20 protein-coding genes are annotated in these 22,836 nt (G+C 71.5%); 12 read left to right on the forward strand and 8 right to left on the reverse strand.

Features of this window, described 5'->3' with window-relative positions; translation table 11 throughout:
- Positions 1-18: 18 nt before the first annotated feature.
- Genes V6S67_RS01790 through V6S67_RS01810 form a run of 5 tightly spaced genes read right to left on the reverse strand, consistent with a single transcriptional unit; the run spans position 19 to position 8,826 of the window.
- Positions 19-1,395 (reverse strand): TspO/MBR family protein, encoded by a 1,377-nt coding sequence (locus V6S67_RS01790; protein ID WP_334208612.1) that lies wholly within the window; start codon positions 1,393-1,395, stop codon positions 19-21.
- Positions 1,358-1,990, reverse strand: coding sequence for a DedA family protein (locus tag V6S67_RS01795; RefSeq protein WP_334208613.1), 633 nt, complete (start codon positions 1,988-1,990; stop codon positions 1,358-1,360). Before V6S67_RS01795 ends, V6S67_RS01790 begins: the two co-directional genes overlap by 38 nt.
- Before the next feature lie 58 nt (positions 1,991-2,048).
- Positions 2,049-2,957, reverse strand: a complete 909-nt coding sequence (locus V6S67_RS01800) for a pseudouridine synthase (RefSeq protein WP_334211498.1) — start codon at positions 2,955-2,957, stop codon at positions 2,049-2,051.
- 39 nt (positions 2,958-2,996) lie between these two features.
- Positions 2,997-3,815, reverse strand: coding sequence for an Fpg/Nei family DNA glycosylase (locus V6S67_RS01805; RefSeq protein WP_334208614.1), 819 nt, complete (start codon positions 3,813-3,815; stop codon positions 2,997-2,999).
- Complete coding sequence (locus tag V6S67_RS01810) at positions 3,808-8,826, reverse strand: Lhr family ATP-dependent helicase (protein WP_334208615.1); 5,019 nt, start codon at positions 8,824-8,826, stop codon at positions 3,808-3,810. The genes V6S67_RS01805 and V6S67_RS01810 overlap by 8 nt, the downstream gene beginning before the upstream one ends.
- A 129-nt stretch (positions 8,827-8,955) precedes the next feature.
- Here V6S67_RS01810 and V6S67_RS01815 point away from each other — a divergent pair, with 129 nt between their 5' ends.
- Positions 8,956-9,636, forward strand: a complete 681-nt coding sequence (locus V6S67_RS01815) for a hypothetical protein (RefSeq protein WP_334208616.1) — start codon at positions 8,956-8,958, stop codon at positions 9,634-9,636.
- Here V6S67_RS01815 and V6S67_RS01820 read toward each other — a convergent pair.
- Positions 9,550-10,278: a DUF4232 domain-containing protein gene (locus tag V6S67_RS01820; RefSeq protein ID WP_334208617.1), complete on the reverse strand. Its 729-nt coding sequence runs from the start codon at positions 10,276-10,278 to the stop codon at positions 9,550-9,552. The genes V6S67_RS01815 and V6S67_RS01820 overlap by 87 nt on opposite strands.
- A 95-nt stretch (positions 10,279-10,373) precedes the next feature.
- Complete coding sequence (locus V6S67_RS01825) at positions 10,374-10,829, reverse strand: 23S rRNA (pseudouridine(1915)-N(3))-methyltransferase RlmH (RefSeq protein WP_334208618.1); 456 nt, start codon at positions 10,827-10,829, stop codon at positions 10,374-10,376.
- Positions 10,830-11,142: 313 nt separating this feature from the next.
- Here V6S67_RS01825 and V6S67_RS01830 point away from each other — a divergent pair, with 313 nt between their 5' ends.
- Genes V6S67_RS01830 through V6S67_RS01860 form a run of 7 tightly spaced genes read left to right on the forward strand, consistent with a single transcriptional unit; the run spans position 11,143 to position 18,582 of the window.
- Positions 11,143-12,606, forward strand: a complete 1,464-nt coding sequence (locus tag V6S67_RS01830) for a bifunctional cytidylyltransferase/SDR family oxidoreductase (RefSeq protein WP_334208619.1) — start codon at positions 11,143-11,145, stop codon at positions 12,604-12,606.
- Positions 12,603-14,132, forward strand: coding sequence for a class I SAM-dependent methyltransferase (locus tag V6S67_RS01835; protein ID WP_334208620.1), 1,530 nt, complete (start codon positions 12,603-12,605; stop codon positions 14,130-14,132). Before V6S67_RS01830 ends, V6S67_RS01835 begins: the two co-directional genes overlap by 4 nt.
- Entirely contained in the window at positions 14,129-14,380 is a 252-nt protein-coding gene (locus V6S67_RS01840; RefSeq protein WP_334208621.1) for a DUF6752 domain-containing protein, read from the forward strand. Before V6S67_RS01835 ends, V6S67_RS01840 begins: the two co-directional genes overlap by 4 nt.
- Positions 14,377-15,717: a family 1 glycosylhydrolase gene (locus V6S67_RS01845; RefSeq protein WP_334208622.1), complete on the forward strand. Its 1,341-nt coding sequence runs from the start codon at positions 14,377-14,379 to the stop codon at positions 15,715-15,717. Before V6S67_RS01840 ends, V6S67_RS01845 begins: the two co-directional genes overlap by 4 nt.
- Entirely contained in the window at positions 15,707-16,843 is a 1,137-nt protein-coding gene (locus tag V6S67_RS01850) for a glycosyltransferase (RefSeq protein ID WP_334208623.1), read from the forward strand. Before V6S67_RS01845 ends, V6S67_RS01850 begins: the two co-directional genes overlap by 11 nt.
- A gap of 5 nt (positions 16,844-16,848) precedes the next feature.
- The gene (locus tag V6S67_RS01855; protein WP_334208624.1) at positions 16,849-17,757 is read left to right on the forward strand and encodes a phosphodiesterase; all 909 of its coding nucleotides are present in this window, start codon (positions 16,849-16,851) and stop codon (positions 17,755-17,757) included.
- 57 nt (positions 17,758-17,814) lie between these two features.
- A complete protein-coding gene (locus tag V6S67_RS01860; RefSeq protein ID WP_334208625.1) occupies positions 17,815-18,582 on the forward strand; it encodes a type 1 glutamine amidotransferase domain-containing protein in 768 nt (255 codons plus the stop codon).
- Between the two features lie 96 nt (positions 18,583-18,678).
- Here the strand turns inward: V6S67_RS01860 and V6S67_RS01865 are convergent, their stop codons facing one another.
- On the reverse strand, positions 18,679-19,086 hold the full coding sequence (locus V6S67_RS01865) for a RidA family protein (RefSeq protein WP_334208626.1): 408 nt from the start codon (positions 19,084-19,086) through the stop codon (positions 18,679-18,681).
- A 356-nt stretch (positions 19,087-19,442) separates the two neighbouring features.
- On the opposite strand from V6S67_RS01865, the gene V6S67_RS01870 reads away from it, so the two are divergent.
- The 4 genes from V6S67_RS01870 to V6S67_RS01885 all read left to right on the forward strand — a co-directional run bounded on the left by V6S67_RS01870 (position 19,443) and on the right by V6S67_RS01885 (position 22,832).
- Positions 19,443-19,967: a small multidrug efflux protein gene (locus V6S67_RS01870; RefSeq protein ID WP_334208627.1), complete on the forward strand. Its 525-nt coding sequence runs from the start codon at positions 19,443-19,445 to the stop codon at positions 19,965-19,967.
- 113 nt (positions 19,968-20,080) lie between these two features.
- Positions 20,081-20,836, forward strand: coding sequence for a MerR family transcriptional regulator (locus tag V6S67_RS01875; RefSeq protein ID WP_334208628.1), 756 nt, complete (start codon positions 20,081-20,083; stop codon positions 20,834-20,836).
- A 158-nt stretch (positions 20,837-20,994) separates the two neighbouring features.
- Positions 20,995-21,954, forward strand: a complete 960-nt coding sequence (locus V6S67_RS01880; RefSeq protein WP_334208629.1) for an ABC transporter ATP-binding protein — start codon at positions 20,995-20,997, stop codon at positions 21,952-21,954.
- Positions 21,951-22,832 (forward strand): ABC transporter permease, encoded by an 882-nt coding sequence (locus tag V6S67_RS01885; protein ID WP_334208630.1) that lies wholly within the window; start codon positions 21,951-21,953, stop codon positions 22,830-22,832. The genes V6S67_RS01880 and V6S67_RS01885 overlap by 4 nt, the downstream gene beginning before the upstream one ends.
- Positions 22,833-22,836: the final 4 nt, after the last annotated feature.

A 22,836-nucleotide genomic window follows, 5' to 3' on the forward strand; every position in this document is an offset into this window, starting at 1 on the left:
CTCCGGCCGGGGTAGGCGCTAGTAGCGTGACTCCTCGTAGTAGTCCCCGGTGAGGTCGATCGGTTCCCGCTGCGAGTCCTCCTGGGCGCGCAGCCAGCGCCGGTAGGCGTGATCCACCCGGTGCCGGCGGGAGCCCGCGGTGATGAGCAGCAGGAAGATGGCGAGGGCCGCCACGAACGCGACGTTCACCGCGAACGGCTGCCCGAGCACCCGCTCGACGGCGATCCACAGCAGCCCCCAGGACGTGGCGGCGGCGACGGCGAGGCGGCCACGGTCGGTCGAGCAGATCACGGCGGCGCTCATCAGGACCGCGACGATCCCGAGGATGGCCCACGCCCTGCCTCCCCAGCCGAAGAGGTCGATGCCGCCGGCGGTGAGGACCGCCGCGGCGTTGGCCGACGCCGCCACGAGCACCCACCCGAGATAGAGGCCGATCGGCGTATCCACGAGGGCGCCTTCGAGCCGCGTCGCGGTGGGGTGGTCGTTCATGGCCCGGACGGCCGCCAGGAGGGTGAAGAAGAGCAGCATGATCACCACCAGGCTCAGGACCGGCAGGTCGGCCTGGGCGCAGAGGATCCAGGCGAGGTTCAGGAGCATCGACACGGCGACGATCCAGCCCAGGCGCCGCTGGCGTTCCGTCCGGCGCTGCGACGGCAGCCACTGGAACGCCGTGAACGCCACGAGCCCCACGTAGATGACGCTCCAGATGGAGAACGCGGACGACGACGGCGCCAGCAGCGTCGCGTCCGGAGCGAACAATCCACCCGCGGCGTCCCGGATCGACGGACCACCGAAGGCGCCGACTCCCGCGGCCGAGCCGAGGATGCACGCCACGGCGCAGACGCTGACGACGATCTGCCGCACGACGTCCTGATCCCAGGTACCGACGTGGCGCGCAGCTGCAGTGCTCCCTCGACGGGCGACGACGGCGGCTGCAGTGCTCCCGCGACGGGCGGCACCGGCCGCCGCGGTGCTGCTGCGACGGGCGACGACGGCGGCTGCGGTGCTGCTGCGACGGGCGGCGCCGGCGGCCGCATCCGCGGCGGCTCTCGCCTTCTCGGTCGCGATGCGGAGTCGCTCGGAGGAGCGTGCACCGCCGACGCCCTCAGGGTCGGAGTCGTCGCTGCGGCCGGAATCGCCTCCGGGTCGCGGTCCTGGCGCAGGAGCGCCGGGAGCGGACGGCGTCCCGGACAATGGCCCGGTCGATGGCCCGGCCGATGGCCCGGACCGGTCGTCCTCGCCCGGTGCCGTGGTGCGGGGCTGCGCCGCCCGAAGACGGTCGAGGACGCTCGCCGTGGCGGTCGGCGGCTCGGCCGCGGGCGTCCGACGGGCGATCGTCGGCGGCCGGACCGGCTTCTCAGGAAGCCGGGGTCCCGGGGTCTTCGGGGTGCTCATGCGCTGTGGAGGCCTTCCGGTTCTTCACGGCGAGGATTGCCGCCGTGATGGCTCCCACCAGCGTACCGACCGCCATCCCGAGCAGGGCGCTGACGCCCGCGGGCAGCCCGGTGGAGGCACCCGCGACGAAGCCGAGCCCGAGGAGCCACGCGGTCCACAGCACGCCCCCACCGGCGGCAGCGAGCATGAACGGGCGGACGGGCAGTTCGGCGATGCCCGCCGCCGCCACGCTCGCGGTGCGCCCGCCGGGCAGGAAACGGACGGCGACGACGGCGGCGTAGGTGGGTGAGGTGCCTGCCTTCTCGATGGCGTTGCGCAGTCCGCGGTGGACGGCGCGGCCCCACCGGAAGCGGTCGAGGAAGTGGGTGAGCCGGCGCCGGAACAGCAGGAAGATCGCCACGTCGCCGATCCAGCTCCCCGCGAACGTCGCGAGGACGGCGAAGGGGAGCAGGAGCCTGCTGTGGGCGGACATGGTGCCGGCGCCGATGACGAGGAGTTCCGAGGGCACGACGGGAAGCACGACGTCGACGACGATGACGGCGAACATGACGAGGAGGTAGAGCGGTGCTGGGATGTCCGTTCCGGGCAGGTCCACCCTGCAAATCTACCGTCCGGTCACCACCCCGGTCCCGGGTCGCCCGGGATCAGGGTGGTCAGGTGAACTCGCTGAGGGCGAGGCCGGACTCGAACTGCCGGTCCGCGCCGGTCAGCGGGTCGCGGAAGGCGATGCTGTGCGCGAGCAGCTGCAGCGGCCGCGTGTAGTCGTCCGGCGCCTGCGGATGGAGCACGGGGTAGAACGGGTCGTTGATGATGCCGAGCCCGAGCGAGGCCATGTGCAGCCTCAGCTGGTGCGTCTTGCCCGTGTGCGGCTGCAGCCGGTACAGCCCGCGGCCCTCGCGCTGCTCGAGCAGGCTGACGGTGGTGTGCGTGTTCGCGGGCCCCTCCACCTCCTGCGCCAGGAGGTAGGTGCGCGATTTCACGATCCGGCTCCGCACGTCGAGCGGCTCGGTGTCCAGGTGCAGCTCGGGCCGGACGGGGGCCACCGCGCGGTACTCCTTGCTGATGCGCCGTTTCTCGAAGAGCAGCTGGTACGCGCCGCGCGTCCCGGGATCGACGGAGAACATGAGGACACCCGCGGTCATGCGGTCCAGGCGGTGCATGGGGATGAGGTCAGGGAGGCCGAGCTCCACGCGCAGCCGGACGAGGGCGGACTCCGCGACGTACATCCCGCCCGGGGTGGTGGGCAGGAAATGCGGCTTGTCGACGACGAGCAGGTGCGCGTCCCGGTGCAGCACGGTCAGCTCGACCGGGAGCCGTTCCTCCACCGGGAGCTCGCGGTAGTACCAGACGAAGGTGTGCTCGCCCAGCGGCGTGGTGCGCGTGAGGACCTCGCCGCCGAGCGCGACCACCTCGCCGCGGTCGAAGCGCTCGCCGATGCCCTCGGGATCCACGTGGTCGAACCGGTCGAGGATGTACTCGAGCGCCGTCTCCCAGGGTCCCTCGGCGGGCAGCCGGAGCCGGGTGGCGTTGACGCCGTTGCGGACGGGCAGGGGCGAGCGCATCGCCATCACCGCATCACCCGCCCGTCGCCGTCCACCCCGTCAGGGTAGTGCCGCTCCGGCCGGGGTTCCCAATCGCGGCTGGCAGTGCGGGCAGTAGTAGAGCTCGCGCAGTTCCGTCTCCCGGTCGCCGAGCTGCTCGAGGGCCACGGGTGTGCCGCAGCGCAGGCACCCGCGGCGGGACCGCCCGTAGACCCAGAGCGTGTTGCCGCGCAGCTGCCCCGTGGTGGCCCGGGTGCTGCGCGCCTTGTTCGCCTCGAGGAGCTTCTTCGACAGCTCGACCATGCGCGGCAGGTTCGGCACCTCGCCCGTGGGCGTGAGCGGGTGGACACCCGCCAGGAAGCACAGCTCGCACCGGTACACGTTGCCGATCCCGGCGAGGTTCCGCTGGTCGAGCAGGGCCAGGCCGATGGGCCGTTCGGGCTGCTCCAGCAGCCGGCGCAGCGCCTCGTCCGGGTCCCAGTCGGCCCCCAGGAGGTCGGGCCCGAGGTAGCCGACGGCCTCCTCCTCCTCGGCGCGCGGGATGACCCGGAGGAAGCCGAGCTCGAATCCCACGACGACGGCGTCCTCCGTCTCCAGGATGCACCGCGCCTTGAACGCCGGACGCCGCCACTTCTCACCGTGGGCGTAGACGTGCCAGAGGCCCTCCATCTTCAGGTGCGAGTGGATGTCCCAGCCGTCGTCGCCCCCGCCGCGGATGAGCAGGTGCTTCCCCCGGGCCACGGCCTCCTGCACGGTGTCGCCGGTGAAGTCCACGGTGGCGAAGCGGGGCACCCGGATGTCGCAGCGGGTGAGCACCTTCCCCGCGAGGGCGCGGTGCAGCTCGCGGGCGGCCCGCCAGACGGTATCCCCCTCAGGCACGGATCCTCAGCCCCTTCGGGGTGGAGTGGAACCCGGCGGCGGCCAGGGCCCGGCCGATGTCCGTGTCCAGGATCTCCCCGCCGTTCACCTTCTCGAGGGCCATCTTGTCCGCGGCGCCCCGGCGGATGATCGTGACCAGGGACAGGGCTGCGGCGCGCAGGACGTCGGCGTCCTCGGTGAAGGTCAGCAGGGTCTTCCCGCCACGCTCCACGTAGAGGGCGAGCGCTCCGTCCACGAGCACCACGAGGGCGCCCGCCTTCCGCCCCGCCCGGTGACCGCCGTCGGCCTGCGGCCAGCTCAGTGCCGCACCGTAGGGATTGGCGGGGTCGGTGGCCGCGAGCGCGACGGCCTTCAGGGGAGGGGCCTCGCCGCCGAGGACGTCCTGTGCCGTGGGCAGCTGATTGTCGGCGCTGAACGAGCGCAGCCGGTCCACCGTGGCGGGCACCGCGAACTGGGCGGCGCCGAGGTGCTCGATGAAGTAGCCGCGCCGGCACCGGCCCATCTCCTCGAGGCGTGCCAGCACCTTGTACATGAGGCCGAATCCTCCGGGGATGCCCTCCTGTCCCACGGCGCCGCGCGTGACGACCCCGTACCGGTCGAGGAGCAGTTCCGCCGTGGCGTGGGCGTGCAGCGTCGTCTCCGCCTCCACCCCCGGCAGCATGTTCCAGCGGCCGGCGGCCAGGGGCGGGGTGGGCCGCTGGTAGCTGCCGCCGTCGTCCGCGGCGGCGCTCAACCGCATCGACGCCCCCGTGAGGGACTTGCCGGGCGCACGGCCCAGCCGGCCCGCCCGCGACGTCCGGGCCCGGGCCGGGACCGATTTCTGCTTGTGCGCCGTCTTGCCGTGCGCGAGCAGTGCCCGCACGGGCGTGAAGGTGTCGTTGCTGATCCGGCCGGCCCACACCAGGTCCCACAGGGCGGTGACGACGGCGGTGTCGGGGGTCGCCTCCTGCACGTCGAGGAGGTTGGTGAGCTGCCGCAGGAAGTAGCCGCCGCCGCCGGCCAGCAGGTCCAGCAGCGCCGTGTGCAGGGCGGTCGGCTCGAACGCCGGATCCGGTCGCAGGGTCAGGGGCGCGTTCTCGGCGAGGTGCAGCGCGATCCAGCCGTCGTTGCCGGCCAGGGACCCGGCACCGGACCACAGCACCTCCCCGGTCGCCGTCAGCTCGTCGAGCATCGCCGGTGCGTAGTTGGCCACGCGCTGCGCGAGGATGAGCGGTTCCCACGCCGAGGCGGGGATCGGCACGCCGGAGAGCTGGTCGATGACCGTGATCACCCCGTCGAGGCCGCGCAGGCTGGAGCCGATGTGCTGCCAGGCGGGCAGGAACCGGCCGTACGCGGCCGGGTCGACGGGCTCGACCTCCTGCCGGAGGGCGGCGAGCGACCGGCGGCGCAGGCGGCGGAGCACCTCGGCGTCGCACCACTCGCTCGCGGCGGGCGCATGCACGGTGATGGTGCCCGGAGCGGCGCCCGAGGCGGCCGAGATGTCGAGGACGGGCACGGACTCCGCGGGGCGGAACTCGCCCTCCACCACGCGCCCTGCGCCGGCGAGGCGCTGCAGCGCGCCGGCGACGACGGCGACGCCGAGGCCCAGGCGGGCCGCGGCCTCGGCGGCGGTGAACGGACCGTGCGTGCGCGCGTAACGGCCCACGAGGTCACCGAGCGGGTCATCGACGGGTTCGATGAACGCCAGCGGGATGCCCATGGGCAGCGGGACGCCGAGGGCGTCGCGCAGGCGGGCGGCGTCCTCGACGGCCGAGATCCGCTCGACGCCGGCGATGTGCACGGTCAGCGCACGGTTCGCCTTCACGAGTGCCGCGACATGACGGTCCACCACCTCGAGGGACGCGTGGCCCCGTACCGGGGCGGGGGAGTCGGCCATGAGCGCCTCATCGGAGGCATCCTCGTCGGCGGACGCATCCAAGGACGCATCCAGTGACGCATCCAGTGACGCACCGGACGACGCGTTCAAGGACACGTCCGGGGACCCGCCGTTCGGACGCGTGGCGGCGTCGGCGGGCGCGGGCAGTCCGTCCGCGGGGGCCTCGAGCCGCTCGGCGACTTCCTCGACAGTGAGCGGTCCGAGCAGGCGCAGCAGGTCCGCGACGCCCTCGAGTCCCCGCGCCAGGCGGTCGGGCCGGAGGCGCTGCAGTTCGAGTTCCGTCTCGGCGATGACCCGGGCATCGAGCAGTTCCCGCAGCTCGGCCCGGCCGAGCAGTTCGTTGAGGAGCGTCGGGTCGAGCGAGAGCGCCGCGGCCCGCCGTTCGGCCAGCGGGGAATCCCCCTCGTACAGGAAGGACGCCACGTAGCCGAACAGCATGGACCGCGCGAAGGGCGAGGGCTGCTGCGTGGTGACCTCGACGATGCGCAGCTCCCTGCGCTCGATGGATGCGGCGAGCTCCTTCAGCGCGGGCAGGTCGTAGACGTCCTGCAGGCATTCGCGCACCGTCTCGAGCACGATCGGGAACGTCGGGTACTTCTTGGCGACGTCGAGCAGCTGCGCCGACCGCTGCCGCTGCTGCCACAGGGGAGTGCGCTTGCTCGGGTTCTGCCGTGGCAGGAGCAGGGCGCGGGCGGCGCACTCGCGGAACCGGGACGCGAAGAGCGCGGAACCGCCCACCTCGGCGGTGACGATGCCGTCGAGCTCCTCGGGGTCGAACAGGAAGAGATCGGCGCCGGGGGGCTCGTCCTCCATGAGCGGCACCCGCAGCACGATGCCGTCGTCGGATGCCATCGCCGCGCCGTCCATGCCGTACCGCTGCTCGAGCCGGGCACCGACGGCGAGCGCCCAGGGCGCGTGCACGGGCATGCCGAAGGGGCTGTGCAGCACCACGCGCCAGTCGCCGAGTTCGTCGTGGAACCGCTCGACCACGAGCGTCCGGTCGCTCGGCACCACCTCGGTGGCCTCGCGCTGCTCCGTCAGGTAGGTGATGAGGTTGCCGGACGCCCACGCGTCCAGGCCGATCCTCTCGCACCGCTCCTGCGCCTTCTCGGGCGTGGACCCCGACATCTCCCGGTTGAACGCGCCGAGGGCGCGGCCGAGCTCCACGGGCCGGCCGAGGGAGTCGCCCTTCCAGAACGGGAGCTTGCCGGGCTGGCCGAAGGCGGGGGAGACCAGCACGCGATCGTGGGTGATCTCCTCGATCCGCCAGCTGGTGGCGCCGAGGGCGAAGACATCACCCACCCGCGATTCGTACACCATCTCCTCGTCGAGCTCGCCGACGCGGCGGCCGCCCGCGCGCGGGCCCTCGCCCTCGGATCCGACGAGGAACACCCCGAACAGCCCGCGGTCGGGGATGGTGCCGCCGGAGGTGACCGCCAGGCGCTGCGCCCCGGGCCGGCCCGTGATGGTCCCCTCCACGCGGTCCCAGATGATGCGCGGGCGCAGCTCGGCGAACTCGTCGGACGGGTACAGGCCGGCGAGGAGGTCGAGGGTCGCGTCGAACGCGGACCGCGGCAGGGTGGCGAACGGCGCGGAGGCACGGACGACGTCGAACCACTCCTCGACGTCGATGGTGCCGAGCGCTGCGGCCGCGACGGTCTGCTGCGCCAGGATGTCCAGCGGGTTGGTGGGGATGTAGAGGGGCTCGATCTGCCCGGCGAGCATGCGCTCCACCGTGACCGTGGTGTTGATGAGGTCGCCCCGGTGCTTCGGGAACAGCACGCCCTGGGAGACCTCGCCGACCTGGTGGCCCGCGCGGCCGACGCGCTGGAGGCCGCTCGCCACGGAGTGCGGCGACTCGACCTGCACCACCAGGTCCACCGCGCCCATGTCGATGCCCAGCTCCAGCGAACTCGTCGCGACGACGCATCGCAGCCGCCCTGATTTGAGGTCGTCCTCGATGAGCGCGCGCTGGTCCTTGGACACCGAGCCGTGATGCGCCCGCGCGAGCAGCGGCTCGGCGCCGCTGGTCTGCCCGGCCTGCGCCATCATCTGGGCGGGGGTCGCGGTGGTGTGGGCGAACGACGGAGCGGCCGTGGGTTCGACGGCGGCCGGGTTGCCGCCCGCGGCCCACACGGCGTCGCGCTCGCGGCGCTCCGCGTGGATCTCGTTGAGCCGCGCGGTCAGGCGCTCGGCGAGGCGGCGCGAGTTGGCGAACACGATCGTGGACCGGTTCTGCTCGATCAGGTCGACGATCTTCTCCTCGACGTGAGGCCAGATGCTCGCCTGCGGCACCGCATCGCCGTCGTCCTCGGTGTTCGAGGCCGCCCCGCCGAGCTCCGTCATGTCCTCCACGGGCACGGTGACGGTGAGATCCCACTTCTTCTCGGACGGCGGGGCCACGATCTCCACGGGCGCGTTGCCCGCGAGGAACCGGGCCACGGTCTCCTTGGGCTCCACCGTTGCCGAGAGACCGATGCGCTGCACGGGCTTGTCCAGCAGGGCGTCGAGGCGCGCCAGGGACACCGCGAGGTGCGCTCCGCGCTTGGTGCCCGCGACCGCATGGACCTCGTCGATGATGACGGTGTCCACCTCCATGAGGGTCTCGCGCGCCTTCGACGTGAGCATGAGGAACAGCGACTCGGGCGTGGTGATGAGGATGTCCGGCGGCCGGGTGAGCATCGCCCGCCGCTCGGCCTGCGGGGTGTCGCCGGAGCGGACGCCGACCGTGATACCGGGCGCGGGCAGTCCGAGGCGCTTGGCCGTCTGCGTGATGCCGATCAGCGGCGCCCGCAGGTTCCGCTCGACGTCGACGCCGAGTGCCTTCAGGGGCGAGATGTACAGCACACGGGTGGTGCGTCTCGGCTTAGCGGGGGCTTTCCGGCCCTTCCCGGACGCCGCGACCGGGGCCTCGGCGGCGTCCCCGCTGCCCTCGCCCGAGGCGATCAGGCGGTCGAGGGCCCAGAGGAACGCCGCGAGGGTCTTGCCCGAGCCGGTGGGGGCGACGACGAGGGCGTTGGAACCGGCGGAGATGGCGGACCAGGCGCCCTCCTGGGCAGGGGTGGGCTCGGTGAAGGCACCGGCGAACCACTCGTGCGTGGCCGGGGTGAACCTCGTCAGTACCTGCGTCGTCACCTCTTCATCATGCCCCAGCGCACCGACACTCGATGGAGGGACGGCGCACCGCCCACCTGCCCCCGTGGCGGGCACGGCGGGAGTAGGTTGCAGGGACGAGCCGCGCCGCGCGGCCGGGGGAGGAGCGGTGTGGCGGGAGAGGCAGGGACGGCGCAGCCCCGGGCCCCGCGGGGCCATGTGTCCCACAACTGGCTGCCCGTGGCGGGCATCGGGTCGCTCTTCCTCGGCGGCGCTGCGGCGGCGCTCGTGTTCGACGGCGACACGGGCCGCACGGCCGTCTACTTCGTGGTCGGCACACTCGTGCTGGTCGTCCTGACCACGCCGTGGCTCGTCCGGAACCCGCCCGCCATGCATCTGGGCGCGGGCGCGTACCTGGTGCTCGCCGTCGTCGTGGAACTGGGCGCGCTCCTCGGCGGGGCCGTGGAGGCCTTCCGGGGGCTCGGCGCCTGGGTGGTGCTCGGGATCGGCCTCGCCGTGTACGGGTACCTCGAGCGGGGCCGCGTCATGATCACCGCAGGAACGGGCGCCGCACTGCTGGGAGTCGTGGCCATCGCCGTCGACCTGCCGCGGCTGACCCTGGTGCTCGCGCTGGCCACCGCCGCGCTGCTCGTGGTCGCGGCCTGGCGGCTCCGGCTGCTCGGGCCGCACGCTGCCGTGCCGGCACGACCGGTGTCCGGGGTGCGCCGGATCGGACGGCCGGCCCGAAGCGTCGGAGCCGACCCGTCAGGACGCGGGCTGCAACGTCCCGACGGTCAGCAGCACCACGGACGCGGCCGAGCAGGCGGGGATCTGCTGGGGCAGCACGAGTGAGTCGGTCGCCCCGGGCGGGTAGACCCGCAGGCCCGCGGCCGTGATGAGCCCGCAGTCCACGCCGTAGTTCTGGGCGTTGGTCTGCCGCAGCGTGGTGGTGGTCGACGCCCCCGGGGCGAGCGACACGAGGGTCGACGCCGAGCCGTCGCGGTCCGCGGGTGCGCCGATCTGGGCGCCGGCGGCATCCACGAAGGACACCCCGGGGAAGCCGTCCAGCGTGCACCCCTGATCGGAGGCGTTGGTCAGCACGAGCGTGCGGTACACGCTGCCCGCCGCACCGCCACCGAGCTGATCCGCGACGCTTCCTGTGAGCTGCGCGGCCGTGCAGGTCCCGCCGGAGACGGCTTCCGACGGCGGCGTCGTGGGCGCCTCGGCGGTCGGGGACGCCGACGCCGATGCCGAGGGAGCGCTCGACGGCGCCTCGCTCGTGGCATCGGCTGACGGCGAGGCCGATACCTCGGCGGACGGCGACGCGGACGGCGATGCCGACGGCGCTGCATCGGCCGACGCCGACCCGGCGGTCGACGCCGGTGCCGCCGTCCCGCCGTCCGTCCCGGACGGCGCGCAGCCGCTCACCGCGATCAGGGTTCCGGCGGCCGCAGCGGCCATGATCCAACGCTTGCTCCCCAGCAGACTAGTCATGACCTCACCCTAGCTCCGGGATCCCGGAGCGCCAGTAGGCCGACACGGCCGTACCGGGATCGTTACCTGCGTGCGGTACACCCCGGCCGGGACGCCTATTCGTGATGGTAGGACCGGCCGCCGGCGATCTCCTGCGCGCGGTACACCTGCTCGGTGAGGATGAGGCGCACCAGCTGGTGGGGGAAGACGAGCGGCGAGAGGGACCAGACGAAGTCGGCCCGCCGGTGGACCTGCACGTCCACGCCGTAGGCGCCGCCGATGATCACGGTGACGCTGCGCGAGGCCTCGAGCGGCCCGAGGAGGGTGCGCGAGAGCGTGGGCGAGTCGATGGCCTTGCCGCGCTCGTCGAGGAGGACCACGTAGTCGGTGCCGAGCCGGGCGAGGAGCCGTTCGGACTCCTCCCTGCGGGCGGCGTCGTGCTCCCGCGCCGAGTGGCCGATGAGCTGCCAGGACAGGTCGAACGGCTTCTTCAGGCGTTTCGCGTAGCGTTCGATGCCCTCGGACACCCAGCTCTCGTGCTTGCGGCCCACAGCGAGCACCCGGATTGCCATGACCTCAGGCTATCGCGCCCCCGGAAGGGGGTCCCGTGCGGACTCCCGGCGGAAGGATCCGAGCACTGGTGAGGGGCCGGTGACGGGTCGGTGACGGGCCGGTGACGGGCGTCAGGAGGCCGCCGAAGGTGAACGCCGGGCGAACGCGAGGCAAAGAACGAGCGCCCGCACAAGGGCCTTGCGACCCCAACTTTTCCTGCTGGACCGCCGGAACCCTCAGTACGCTGACGGAACTTCCCGGAGCCCACGAACCGGACCAGGAGACGACGGATCGGACCACGAATCGGATCACGCAGCGTAGAAGGAGGCGGCAATGTCGACCATCACGAACCGGATGGACGTACCGAGCACAGCGGACAACGAGGCACGCCCCCGACGACGAACGGTCGGCGTTATCCTCGCCGGCGGCATCGGCACCCGCATGGGCCTCGAGATCCCCAAGCAGCTCGTACCCGTGGCGGGCCGCACCAGCCTCGAGCACACCGTGGACGTCTTCCAGCAGTGCCCCTTCATCGACGAGATCATCGTGATGATGGATCCCGGCACCATGGACCGCGCCGAGCGGCTCGTGACCCGGGACCGCTTCTCCAAGCTCTCGGGTCTGCTGCCGGGTGGCCGCGACCGTAACGAGACCTCCTATCTGGCCCTGCGGGAGATCGCGACGCCGGGTTCGAAGGTCGTCTTCCACGACGCCGTGCGTCCGCTCGTGGATCCGTCGATCATCCGCGCATGCGTGGATGCGCTGGACACCTACGACGCCGTCGACACCGGCATCCCCTCCGCGGACACCATCATCGAGGTGGACGAGCACGACATCATCCGCGCCGTCCCGCCGCGCGCGTCCCTCCGTCGCGGGCAGACGCCCCAGGCGTTCCGGTGGGACACCCTGATGGAGGCCTACGGTCTCGCGCACGCCGATCCGGACTTCGCAGCGACGGACGACTGCTCCGTGGTGCTGAAGTACAGCCCGGACGTCCCGATCATCGTGGTGCCCGGCCACGAGGCCAACATCAAGATCACCCACCCCATCGACATCCATCTGGCGGACAAGCTGTTCCAGCTCAAGCACCAGCACGCGGACCCCGTGCCGTTCCCCGCGGACTCGCTGCGCGACGCCGTCGTGGTGGTGTTCGGCGGCAGCTCGGGCATCGGCAGCGAACTCGGACGGCAGCTCGAGGAGGAGGGCGCGCACGTCGTCGCCCACAGCAGGACCGGCAGCGGCACCTTTGTGGAGGACCGCGCCTCCGTCTGGCGTGCCCTGGCCGCTGCCGCCGCCGAGTACGGGCGGATCGACCATGTGGTGCTCACCGCCGGAGTCCTGACCATCGGCGACCTCGTGGACCTCAGCGACGAGCAGCTCCAGCACGACGTCGGCGTGAACCTCATGGCGGCGTTCGTCGTCGCGCAGGAGGCGCACTCCTACCTCGCCGCCTCGCGCGGGTCGCTGCTCCTGTTCTCGTCCAGCTCCTACACGCGCGGCCGCGCCCAGTACACGGTGTACTCGGCCACGAAGGCCGCGCTCGTCAACCTGACCCAGGCGCTCGCGGACGAGTGGAGCAGCGACGCGATCCGGGTCAACTGCATCAGCCCGAGCCGTACCGCCACGCCCATGCGGCAGAAGGCGTTCGGCCACGAGGACGAGACCACCCTCGTGCAGGCGTGCGACGTCGCGCGCGTCTGCTCCCAGGTGCTCGCCTCCGACACCACCGGCCAGGTCTTCGACGTGCGGCTGCTGCAGGTCGACCCCCTGGCCACGCAGTTCGAAAGCGTCCGGTGAGGGCGGGGCCCCTCACTGCCGACGCGCAGCGGCTGGTGATCCCCGACGCCCGCATCCCCTCGGGCGACGCCTGCTCCGTGCTCCTCGGCGGGCGCCGCATCTGGACGGTCCGCGCCCCCGAACCGGGCGACGACGGCGCGCTGAACCTGCCGTGGCCGCCCTCCCTCGCCGAACGGCTCACGGGCCGGGCCCGGCTCGCCGTCGAGCACGCGGGCCGGGAGGTCGCGGCGGCGACGGTCGCCTTCGACGACGACCCGAGCGAGTTCGCCCTGGCGGAGCCCGGCACGGGCATCCCGCAGGTCGTCAACAAGTGGGGCCGGATCGCCCGGTCCTTCGAGGGCCGGGACGCCGCGCTCATCGAACAGGTCCTCGACGAGGCCGAGCGCCTCATCGGGGTGCTGCACCGCACGCTCGGGATCGACCTGTTCGTCACGGGCGGCACGCTCCTCGGGCCCGTCCGCAACGGGCGGATCCTCCCGCACGACGACGACGCCGATCTCGCCTACCTGAGTGCGCACACCAACCCCTCGGACGTCGCCCTCGAGAGCTTCCGCATCGAACGGACACTCGCCGAGCAGGGGTACGAGACGGTCCGGCATTCCAGCGGGCACCTGCAGCTGCTGTTCCCCGGGGGCACGGTGACGGACCGCTTCTACCTCGACATCTTCACCTACTTCGAGTGCGGGGGCTGGTTCTACGGGACGTTCCACGCGCGTGAACCCGCGGACACCGTCACCCTCCACCCCCTGAAGCCGCTGCCCGTGAACGGCCGCATGCTGCCGGGTCCGGCCGAGCCCGCGCAGCTCCTCGCCGCGATCTACGGGCCGTCCTGGGAGGTGCCCGACCCGACGTTCTCCTTCGTCACGCCGCCCGCCGCGTTCCGCCGCTACTACTGGTGGCTGAACCACTTCGACGTCGACCGCGAGAACTGGGAGGACCATCACCGCGTCGCGATCGAGGGGGGCGCGGAACGGACGCCGTCGGGCCTCGCCGTCGCCGCCGCGGACCAGCTGCCGCCGTCGTCCACCGTGCTGGACCTCGGCTGCGGCCTCGGTGCCGACGCCCGCCACCTGGCCGACCGCGGCCACCGCGTCCTCGCCGTCGACTACAGCCGGCCAGCGCTCGCGTGGGCGAAGGAGCACCTCGCCGACGACGGCCTGACCTTCGAGCGCGCGAACCTGACCATGGCCCGTCACGCGCTGCACCTGCGCAGGCGGTGCGCGGAGCTCGACACGACGGTGCACGTCCACGCCAACCACCTGTTCAACGCGCTCAGCCCGCTCGGCTGGGACACCACGCTGATGCTCGTCAAGCACCTGCTGGCGGCCCCCGGGAGCACCGCGTTCCTCGAGGTCGGGGTGGCGGGGACGGAGGGGTCGGCGAGCTGGGTGGAGTACCGGCCCGTGGACTGGACGCGATTCCAGGAACAGCTGCACCGGTACTCGCTGAGTGCCGAGGAGCAGGACGACGACGGAGCAGGCGGGGCGACGAGCCGCCGCGTGCTCGTGAGGAGGGAGAGGGCATGACCGACACGACCCAGGCAGGCAACCAGGCCACGGCCGAGGACATGGAGCTGCAGTTCGCGGAACCGGAGGGCCTCGCGGAGCAGATCCTGGCGCTCCGCGTCGAGGTGGCGCAGCTGCGGGCGGACGTCGTCCGGCTCGACGCCGACCTCGACGAGTCGCGCCGGCTGAACCTGCGCGCCGCCGAGCTGCTCGACGTCGTCTACGAGGAACTCGGCGCCCGCCGGACCCCGCGGGAGGACGCACCGTGAGCGCGCCCGGCGACGGCGGGCCACCGCTGGAGATCATCGGGGGCTTCGAGAGCACGTTCATGCCCGCGCACGACCGGGACATCTTCGAGACCACGGAACACGACACCCGCTGGCGCGAGGACCTCGCCCTGCTCTCACGCTCGGGCATCACCCGGCTGCGCTACCCCGTGCGGTGGCATCGCGTCGAGGAGACCGAGGGCGTCTTCGACTGGTCCGCCACGGACGAGGTGCTGGGGTACCTGCACGCGCACGGCTTCCGGCCCATCATCGACCTCGTGCACCACACGAGCTACCCGGCCTGGCTGACCGACGGCTTCGCCGACGCCCGCTTCGGCGAGGTGTACCTGCGGTACGCGGAGGCCTTCGCCCGCCGCTACCCGTGGGTGGAGGAGTACACGCTCTTCAACGAGCCGTTCGCCACGCTGTTCCTGTGCGGGCACGAGGCCATCTGGCCGCCCTACCACTCGGGGCTGCAGGGGTTCGTGGACCTCCTCGTGAACGTGCTGCCGGCCGTCGCCCAGGCGAGCACCCTGTACCGCCGGCTGCTGCCGGACGCGCGGCACGTCTGGGTCGACACCTGCGAGTTCCACACGGGCTCCGACGCCTCGGGGCAGCGGTACGCGGACATGGCCAACGACCGCCGCTTCCTCGCCCTCGACGCGTTCCTCGGCCGGGGGTACGACGTCGACAGCCAGCTGGGCCGCGATCTCGCCCCGGTGGGCGGCGAGCGCCTGCTCGCCCTGCCGGCGGGGTCCGTCGACGTCCTCGGCCTGGACTACTACGCGCACTGCCAGTGGAACTTCGGCGAGGAGGGTGGGACGGCACCCACGCCCACCCCGCTCCCACTGGCCGACCAGATCCAGCAGTACTGGGAGCGCTACGGCCTGCCGTGCATGCTCACCGAGACCAACGTCCGCGGGCGTACCTCCGACCGCGCCACGTGGCTCAAGTACGTGCTCGAGCAGTGCGAGCGGGCCCAGGCCCGCGGCGTCGTGCTCGAGGGCGTGTGCTGGTTCCCCGTCGTCGACTCCACCGACTGGAACTCGCTGCTCTTCCGCTGCGAGGGCCACGTGGACCCCGTGGGCGTGTACTGGCTCGACGAGGACCTCGAGCGGCGCACATCGGTGATGTCGACGTCGTACGCGCTCGCGGCCGGGGGAGTGCGCTCCGGTGAACTCCCCGCCTACCCCCTCGGTGAACCGGTGGCCACCTGGCTGCACGGCTACCGGCAGCAGATGTCCCACTGGGACTGGCAACAGCCCCCCGAGACCGATCTCGGCTCACGTCTCCCCCGTACAACCACTCGAATGGAATTGAGGATCGTCGATGCACAGTGAACTCATAGTCATGTCCCACCTGCGGTGGGAATGGGTCTGGCAGCGGCCTCAGCAGATCGTCTCGCGCCTGAACCGCGTGCCGGGGCGCAGGACCTTCTTCGTGGAGGAACCCCTCACGCCGCCCGGCGTCGAGCCGACGGAGAACCGGCTGGGCACCACCGAGATCGACGACCTGACGCGCGTCTACCTCGAGATCCCGGAGCAGGGTCATCACGTGGGCTTCTTCGACGAGGTCATGCCCGACTACGTGGCGCAGCTGCCCCAGCTCCTGGGCCCGCCAGCGGGCGAGCGCGTCGTCTGGATCTACACGCCCCTGGTCCTGGAGGCGGCACTCGCCCTCGAACCGACCACGCTCGTGTTCGACGTCATGGACGACCTCGCGGCGTTCAGGAACGCAGCCCCCGAGCTGCTCGTGCGCCAGCGCCAGGCGCTGAAGCGGGCCGACGTCGTGTTCGCCGGCGGGCGCTCGCTGCACCGGTCCGTGGTGAAGCAGGGCCGGGAGGACGCCCACCTGGTGCCGAGCGGCGTGTCCGTGGCGCACTACGCGGCGGCGGCGCGGGCGGCCGATCCCGACCGCAGCAAGCCGGTGGCCGGCTACGTGGGCGTGCTGGACGAGCGGCTCGACCTCGACCTCGTCGCGGGCCTCGCGGAACGCCTGCCCGAGTGGGAGATCCGGATGATCGGGCCCATCTGCAAGATCGAGGAGTCGGACCTGCCGCAGGCGCCCAACATCACGTACTACGGGCAGCAGGACTACAGGGACCTGCCGGCACACATGGCGGCGTTCGACGTCGCCCTCATGCCGTTCGCCCTCAACGAGGCCACGAGGTCCATCAGCCCCACCAAGACGCTCGAGTACCTGGCGTCCCGCCTGCCCGTGGTGTCCACGCGGGTGCCCGATGTCGTCGCGGACTTCCCCGGCGTCGTCGAGCTGCAGGACGACGCCGAGGGCTTCGCCGCGGCCTGCGAGGCGCTGCGGGGCCGTGCCGGCGAACCGCCGACGCCCGAGCTGCGTAAGCTGCTCAGGCGCCACGACTGGGACCGGATCGCCGAGCTCATGGACAAGACGGTGTTCGACCAGGAGCGGGCGGCGCCGCCGCGGGCCACGGCCGAGGCGACCGCCTAGCGCCCATGCCGACCCACGACAGGCGGGAGGATGCTCCGCCGTCCCGCGAGCATCCTCCCGCCGACCACCTCCTGCTCCACTTCAGCGACACCCACTTCGTGACCGGCGGGCCGCTGTACGGCGGCGTGGACGCGCGCGCACGGCTCGCCCAGCTCCTGGCGGAGGTCGGGCGGTCCGGGGTCCGCCCCGACGCCCTCGTCTTCACGGGCGACCTCACGGACAAGGGCGACCCCGACGCCTACCGGGCCCTGCGCGGACTCGTCGAGCCCTTCGCCGACGAGCTGGACGCTCCCGTGATCTGGCTCATGGGCAACCACGACAGACGCCCGGCCCTGCGAGCGGCGCTGCTCGGCGAACCCCCCGGGGACGCCCCGCTGTACCGCAGCCATCGGCTCGGCGGGCTGCGCGTGATCGCGCTCGACACGTCCGTGCCCGGGCACCACCACGGGGAACTCGACGACGCGCAGCTCGCCTGGCTGGAGGCGGAACTGGCGCGGCCCGCACCCGACGGCAGCATCCTGGCCCTCCATCACCCGCCCATCCCGATGGTGCAGGACCTCGCCGTGCTGACGGAGCTGCGCCGGCAGGACCGGCTGGCGGAGATCGTGGCGGGGACGGACATCCGCCTGATCCTGGGCGGGCACGTGCACTTCCCCTCGTCGTCGCTCTTCGCCGGGATCCCCGTGTCGGTCGCGTCGTCCACCTGCTACACGCAGGACCTCAACGTCCCCGTGGGCGGCATCCGGGGCCGGGACGGGGCGCAGGCGTTCAACCTCGTGCACATCTATCCGCACACGATCGTCTCGTCGGTCGCGACCATCGGGTCCTATCCGACGGTGGGGGAGTACATCCGACCGGAGGAGGCACGACGGCGCCTGGCGGCCGTCGAGGAGGCTGCGAGGACGGGGCGCTGAGCGGCACCTCCCGGCCGGGCCGACGCATAGGGTGGAACCTGGACGAAAGGAGCACCCATGAAGAAGATCCTCATGGTTCTGACCAGCGTTTCCGAGATCGGCGATACGGGAGAGAAGACCGGCTACAACGTGGCCGAGGCCGCACATCCCTGGAAGGTCTTCAAGGATTCCGGGCACTTCGTCGACTTCGCCTCCATCCGGGGCGGGCAGCCCCCGCGCGACGAGGTGGACACGGCCGATCCCGTGCAGGTCGCCTTCACGGAGGACGAGACCACGCGCGCCGGCCTCTACAACACGGCCCGCGTCGACGTCGTCGATCCCGCCCAGTACGACGCCGTCTACCTCGTGGGCGGCCACGGCACCATGTGGGACTTCCCGGACAGCGAGGGTCTGCAGAAGCTCGTGGCCGGCATCTACGACGCGGGCGGCCTGGTGGGCGCTGTCTGCCACGGGCCCGCCGGGCTGGTGAACGTGGAACTGGAGAACGGCTTCCGCCTCGTCGAGGGCCGCAGGGTGGCCGCCTTCACCAATGACGAGGAGGTCGCCGCGGGCAAGGACAAGGTCATCCCCTTCTTCCTGGCGGACCGGCTCGAGGAACAGGGCGCAACCCACGTCTTCGCGGATGTCTTCGAGGAGAAGGTCGTGGTCGACGACCGGCTCGTGACCGGCCAGAACCCCGCGTCGGCAGCGGGCGTGGCCAAGGAGATGGAAAAGCTCTTCGCGGCGGTCATCCATCAGGAGAAGGCCGAGGAACAGCACGAGGCGGAGGCCCTGCGCGCCGAGAAGGACGCGATCAAGGCCGCGGCAGCGGGCGACGAGGACTGAGGCCCGATGGTCCCGCCGGGGAACCGCGGCGTCCGCTCCGCGGTGCCCCCGGCGGGAGTTCATAGGTCCGGCTGCGCCGGAGGGATCCGCCCGACCTCAGGGCATGACGGCCGTGGCCTCGATCTCGACGAGGAGAGCGGGGACCCAGAGCGCCTGGACGCCGATGACCGTGATGGGTGGCAACGGTGAGGTGAAGCCTTCGGACTGCTGGGCGCGTGCAGTACCCGCCCAGAGATCATCAGCCATGTCCGGCGTCCAGCCGACGACGTAGAAGGTCAATCGGGCGATGTCCCCGACGTCGCCCCCTGCGCCCCTCACGCCCGTGGCGACGTTGCGCAGCGCGGAGTGGACCTGGCCCATCAGATCCTTCGTGGTCGGCACGCCGGCGGGTGTCACTCCCACCTGTCCTGCAAGCAGCAGGAACCGGGTTCCCGTCGCCACGGCGACCGGCGCGTAGTCGGTCTGCTGCAGCAGGCCGTCGGGATGGGTGAGGTGCACGGTCATCGGGGTTCCTTCGGTCGACAGGGATCGGGGACGCCGGGGCTGGAGAGCATCGCCGACGGTGCGCGTCCACCAGGACGGTCCCGCCTGCGGGCGTCTGCCCTCAGGGAACACCCTGTCCCCACCACACGGTCAAGGTGGACGCCCTCGACGTCATGAGCAACAAGGAGGTCGCGTCCGCCTCCGTCGGACAGTGTGACGTATCGCTCTTCCCCGGGCCTTGACCCTGTTCCCGGCACACGCTCTTCAATGGTGAGCACCTGGAATAAACCAGCCCGGCACAGCGCTCTTGACCCCACAATCAAAACGTGGTATGCGGCGGAGCAATGGGTGCCGTGGAAGAGACGAAGGAGAATGACGTGGACAATCCGTATGAAGGCATCAGGGAATGGGTGCAGCAGCTGCCCGAGCTGGTTCAACCGCTCGGCGTCGGCATCGCCGGTATGGTCCCTTATATCGAGGGTGAGGGAGCCGCCGGCATCGGCATCATCCTCGGGATCAATCCGGTCGTGGCGGCCCTCGCTGCCATGATCGGCAACTTCCTGAGCGTGCTCGCCGTCGTCACCATCAGCTCACGTGTCCGCGAGAAGGTCGTGGCCGGCCGCGGGAACGAGCGCGAGGCGCCCGATCCCGCAGCCGCCGCCCCATCAGCGCGGCGCGTGAAGGGGCAGCGCCGCCTGCAGGGCTGGCTCTCCCGCTTCGGTGTGCCGGGCGCGAGCCTCCTCGCCCCGCTTGCGCTTCCCACGCAGCTCACCGCCGCGTTCTTCGCAGCATCCGGGGTCCGGAAGGAGCGGGTCCTGCTCTGGCAGGCGATCGCCATCGTCCTGTGGACCGGTGTCATCGCGGCTCTTGCGACAGGACTCGTCGGGTTCCTGGGCTGGTGACGGAAGCCGCAGGGTCTCCGGCCGGTGGGACGATGGGTCTCCCACGGGCCGGCTGATGGACAGGGCGCACAGCGACCGAACGGGCGGACGAGGACGCGGAAGGAGGAACGGGAATGACGTGGAGCACCCGCGAGATCGCCGAACTGGCGGGGACGACGGTGAACACCGTCCGCCATTATCACCAGATCGGCCTGCTCGAGCAGCCCGACAGGATGTCCAACGGCTACAAGCAGTACCGGGTCCGGCACCTCGTGAGGCTCCTGAAGATCCGGCGACTGCGTGATCTCGGCGTCCCGCTCGACCAGATCGACGACGTGTCATTCGACGGCGACTCATCGGCCCAGGCCCTGAAGGCGATCGATGCGGACCTCGCCATGAGCATCGAGAGGCTACAGCGCGCCAGGGCGGAGATCCAGGCGATCCTCCAGGGCTCCTCGGTGACGGGCGTCCCGGCGGGATTCGAGGACGTGGCGCCTCGGCTATCCGAGCCGGACCAGTCGCTGATGCTGATCTACTCCCAGCTGTACGACGATGGCGCGATGCAGGACCTGCGAACCATGATCCGGCAGGATCCGGAGTCGCCGAGCAAGGAATTCGACGAGCTGGCCCCTGACGCCGATGAACCGGCACGCGCCGAACTCGCCGAACGCTACGCACCGACCATCGCCGATGCCATCAGGGACTACCCGTGGCTCACGGAGCCCGGGAAGCACCTCTCCAAGAGCCTCGAGGTCACCCGGACCACGGTCACCGAATCGCTCACGGCACTGTACAACCCGGCACAGCTCGACGTCCTTGCGCGAGCAAGCGTCATTGCCGGCGAACTCCTCAAGAAGGAACAGGGCACCGGGGACGACCACACTCCCTGACCCGGGCCGCGGCGCCCGCGCCTCGATCGGCCCCGAGACACCTGTGTGCGGACTGCGCCGTATCCCGCCGCGACCATGCGCGCCGACTCGGGCGCTGCGATCGCGACCCGGACGACCTCTCCACGCACCACCAGACGACAATCACGAAGGACAGCATCATGATCGAAGTTCGAGGCCTCTCCAAGCGGTACGGCGCGAAGACCGCGGTGGACGACATCTCCTTCACCGTGCAGCCCGGCAAGGTGACGGGTTTCCTCGGCCCGAACGGCGCCGGAAAGTCGACCACCATGCGCATGATCGTGGGCCTGGACAACCCCAGCGGCGGACGGGTGACCGTCAACGGCCGGCCCTACGCCCAGCACCGCGCACCGCTCCGCGAAGTGGGTGCGCTGCTTGATGCGAAGGCCGTCCACACGAAGCGCTCGGCGTACAACCACCTCCGCGCCATGGCGGCCACGCACGGCATCCCGAACAGCCGGGTCAGGGAGGTCATCGAACTCACCGGGCTCGGCCCGGTGGCCACGAAACGCGTCGGCGGGTTCTCCCTCGGCACGGGCCAGCGCCTCGGGATCGCGGCGGCCCTCCTCGGTGACCCCCACACGGTCATCCTCGACGAGCCCGTCAACGGCCTCGACCCCGAGGGTGTCCAGTGGGTGCGCCACCTCGCGAAGGATCTCGCCGCGGAGGGGCGCACCGTCTTCCTCTCCTCCCACCTCATGTCGGAGATGGCCCTGACCGCCGACCACCTCATCGTCATCGGCCGCGGCCGCATCATCGCCGACGCCCCCATCCAGTCGATCATCGACGGCCAGGGCAAGGTGCGCGTCCGGGTCCGGGCCGAGCGCCCACAGGACCTCCTCGCCAGGCTCGGCGGCGGCATCACCTCGCAGATCATCGAACCCGAACTCGTCGAGATCACCGGCGTCGAACCGCGCCGCATCGCCGAGGTCGCGCTCCGGGAGGACCTCCTCCTGTACGAGCTGACTCCCCTCCAGGTGACCCTCGAGGACGCCTACATGCAGCTCACGCAGCACGACGTCGAGTACCAGTCCCAGGATCGGACCGACTCCACGACCACCACCTCGATCCCCGATCCTGCAGGAGCGCCTCGACCATGACCACGAATACCACCACCCCGACCCTCCAAGAGACTCGACCACCCATGCACCGGACCGATCAGGGGATCACCTTCGGCCGTGTGCTGAGGTCCGAATGGATCAAGGTCACCACCGTCCCCTCGACCGTCATCCTGATCCTGGCGACCGTCATCGTCATGATCGGCCTCGCCGCCCTCTCCGCCTGGTCGTTCGTCGTGCTGGCCCGATCCGACGCGCAACTGCCACCGGACGTACAGGTGCCGGCGGAAGGACCGGGTAGTGCAGCCTTCCTGGCACTGACCGTCCCCGCGTCCGGGCTGATCTTCGGCCAGCTGCTCCTGGCCTCTCTCGCGGTCGTCCTGATCGCCTCCGAGTGGGCGACAGGCATGATCCGCTCCACGCTCGTGGCGGTACCGGGACGCACCCGGGCGCTTCTCGCGAAGGCGCTCGTCGTCGCGGCGATCGCGTTCCTCGTCGGCTTCGCGAGTGCGCTGCTGTCCTACGTCGTCGCGCAGCCGATCCTGGGCGGGGCGGATTTGACCTTCTCCCTCACGGAGGACAGGGTGTTCCTCTCGATCGTGAACAGCGGGACCTACCTCGCGCTCGTCGCGCTGATCTCCCTGGCGATCGGCATCCTGCTCCGCAATACCGCAGGCGGCATCGTCACCACGGTGGGCCTGTTCTTCGTCCTGCCGGTCGTCGTCCAGCTGCTCACCGGATTGGCCGGGTGGGTTGCGGACGCAGGCCGCTTCCTCCCGGGCGAGGCCGGCCAGGCGATGGTGGCCATCACCACGGCCGACGGCGCACTGCCCCCCCTCCAGGGCGGGCTCACCATGGCCGCCTGGGCGCTCGTCCTCATGACAGCAGCTCTCGTCGTGACCAGGAAGCGTGACGTCTGACCTC

This window comes from Arthrobacter sp. Soc17.1.1.1, from assembly GCF_036867195.1.
GTDB lineage: Bacteria > Actinomycetota > Actinomycetes > Actinomycetales > Micrococcaceae > Arthrobacter_D.

What these genes read in the sequence shown, in the direction of transcription:
- V6S67_RS01790 (WP_334208612.1), bottom strand. Translation starts at nt 1,395, where the DNA reads ATGAGCACCCCGAAGACCCCGGGACCCCGGCTTCCTGAGAAGCCGGTC.
- V6S67_RS01800 (WP_334211498.1), bottom strand. Translation starts at nt 2,957, where the DNA reads ATGCGCTCGCCCCTGCCCGTCCGCAACGGCGTCAACGCCACCCGGCTC.
- V6S67_RS01820 (WP_334208617.1), bottom strand. Translation starts at nt 10,278, where the DNA reads ATGACTAGTCTGCTGGGGAGCAAGCGTTGGATCATGGCCGCTGCGGCC.
- V6S67_RS01825 (WP_334208618.1), bottom strand. Translation starts at nt 10,829, where the DNA reads ATGGCAATCCGGGTGCTCGCTGTGGGCCGCAAGCACGAGAGCTGGGTG.
- V6S67_RS01830 (WP_334208619.1), top strand. Translation starts at nt 11,143, where the DNA reads ATGTCGACCATCACGAACCGGATGGACGTACCGAGCACAGCGGACAAC.
- V6S67_RS01840 (WP_334208621.1), top strand. Translation starts at nt 14,129, where the DNA reads ATGACCGACACGACCCAGGCAGGCAACCAGGCCACGGCCGAGGACATG.
- V6S67_RS01850 (WP_334208623.1), top strand. Translation starts at nt 15,707, where the DNA reads ATGCACAGTGAACTCATAGTCATGTCCCACCTGCGGTGGGAATGGGTC.
- V6S67_RS01855 (WP_334208624.1), top strand. Translation starts at nt 16,849, where the DNA reads ATGCCGACCCACGACAGGCGGGAGGATGCTCCGCCGTCCCGCGAGCAT.
- V6S67_RS01860 (WP_334208625.1), top strand. Translation starts at nt 17,815, where the DNA reads ATGAAGAAGATCCTCATGGTTCTGACCAGCGTTTCCGAGATCGGCGAT.
- V6S67_RS01865 (WP_334208626.1), bottom strand. Translation starts at nt 19,086, where the DNA reads ATGACCGTGCACCTCACCCATCCCGACGGCCTGCTGCAGCAGACCGAC.
- V6S67_RS01875 (WP_334208628.1), top strand. Translation starts at nt 20,081, where the DNA reads ATGACGTGGAGCACCCGCGAGATCGCCGAACTGGCGGGGACGACGGTG.
- V6S67_RS01880 (WP_334208629.1), top strand. Translation starts at nt 20,995, where the DNA reads ATGATCGAAGTTCGAGGCCTCTCCAAGCGGTACGGCGCGAAGACCGCG.
- V6S67_RS01885 (WP_334208630.1), top strand. Translation starts at nt 21,951, where the DNA reads ATGACCACGAATACCACCACCCCGACCCTCCAAGAGACTCGACCACCC.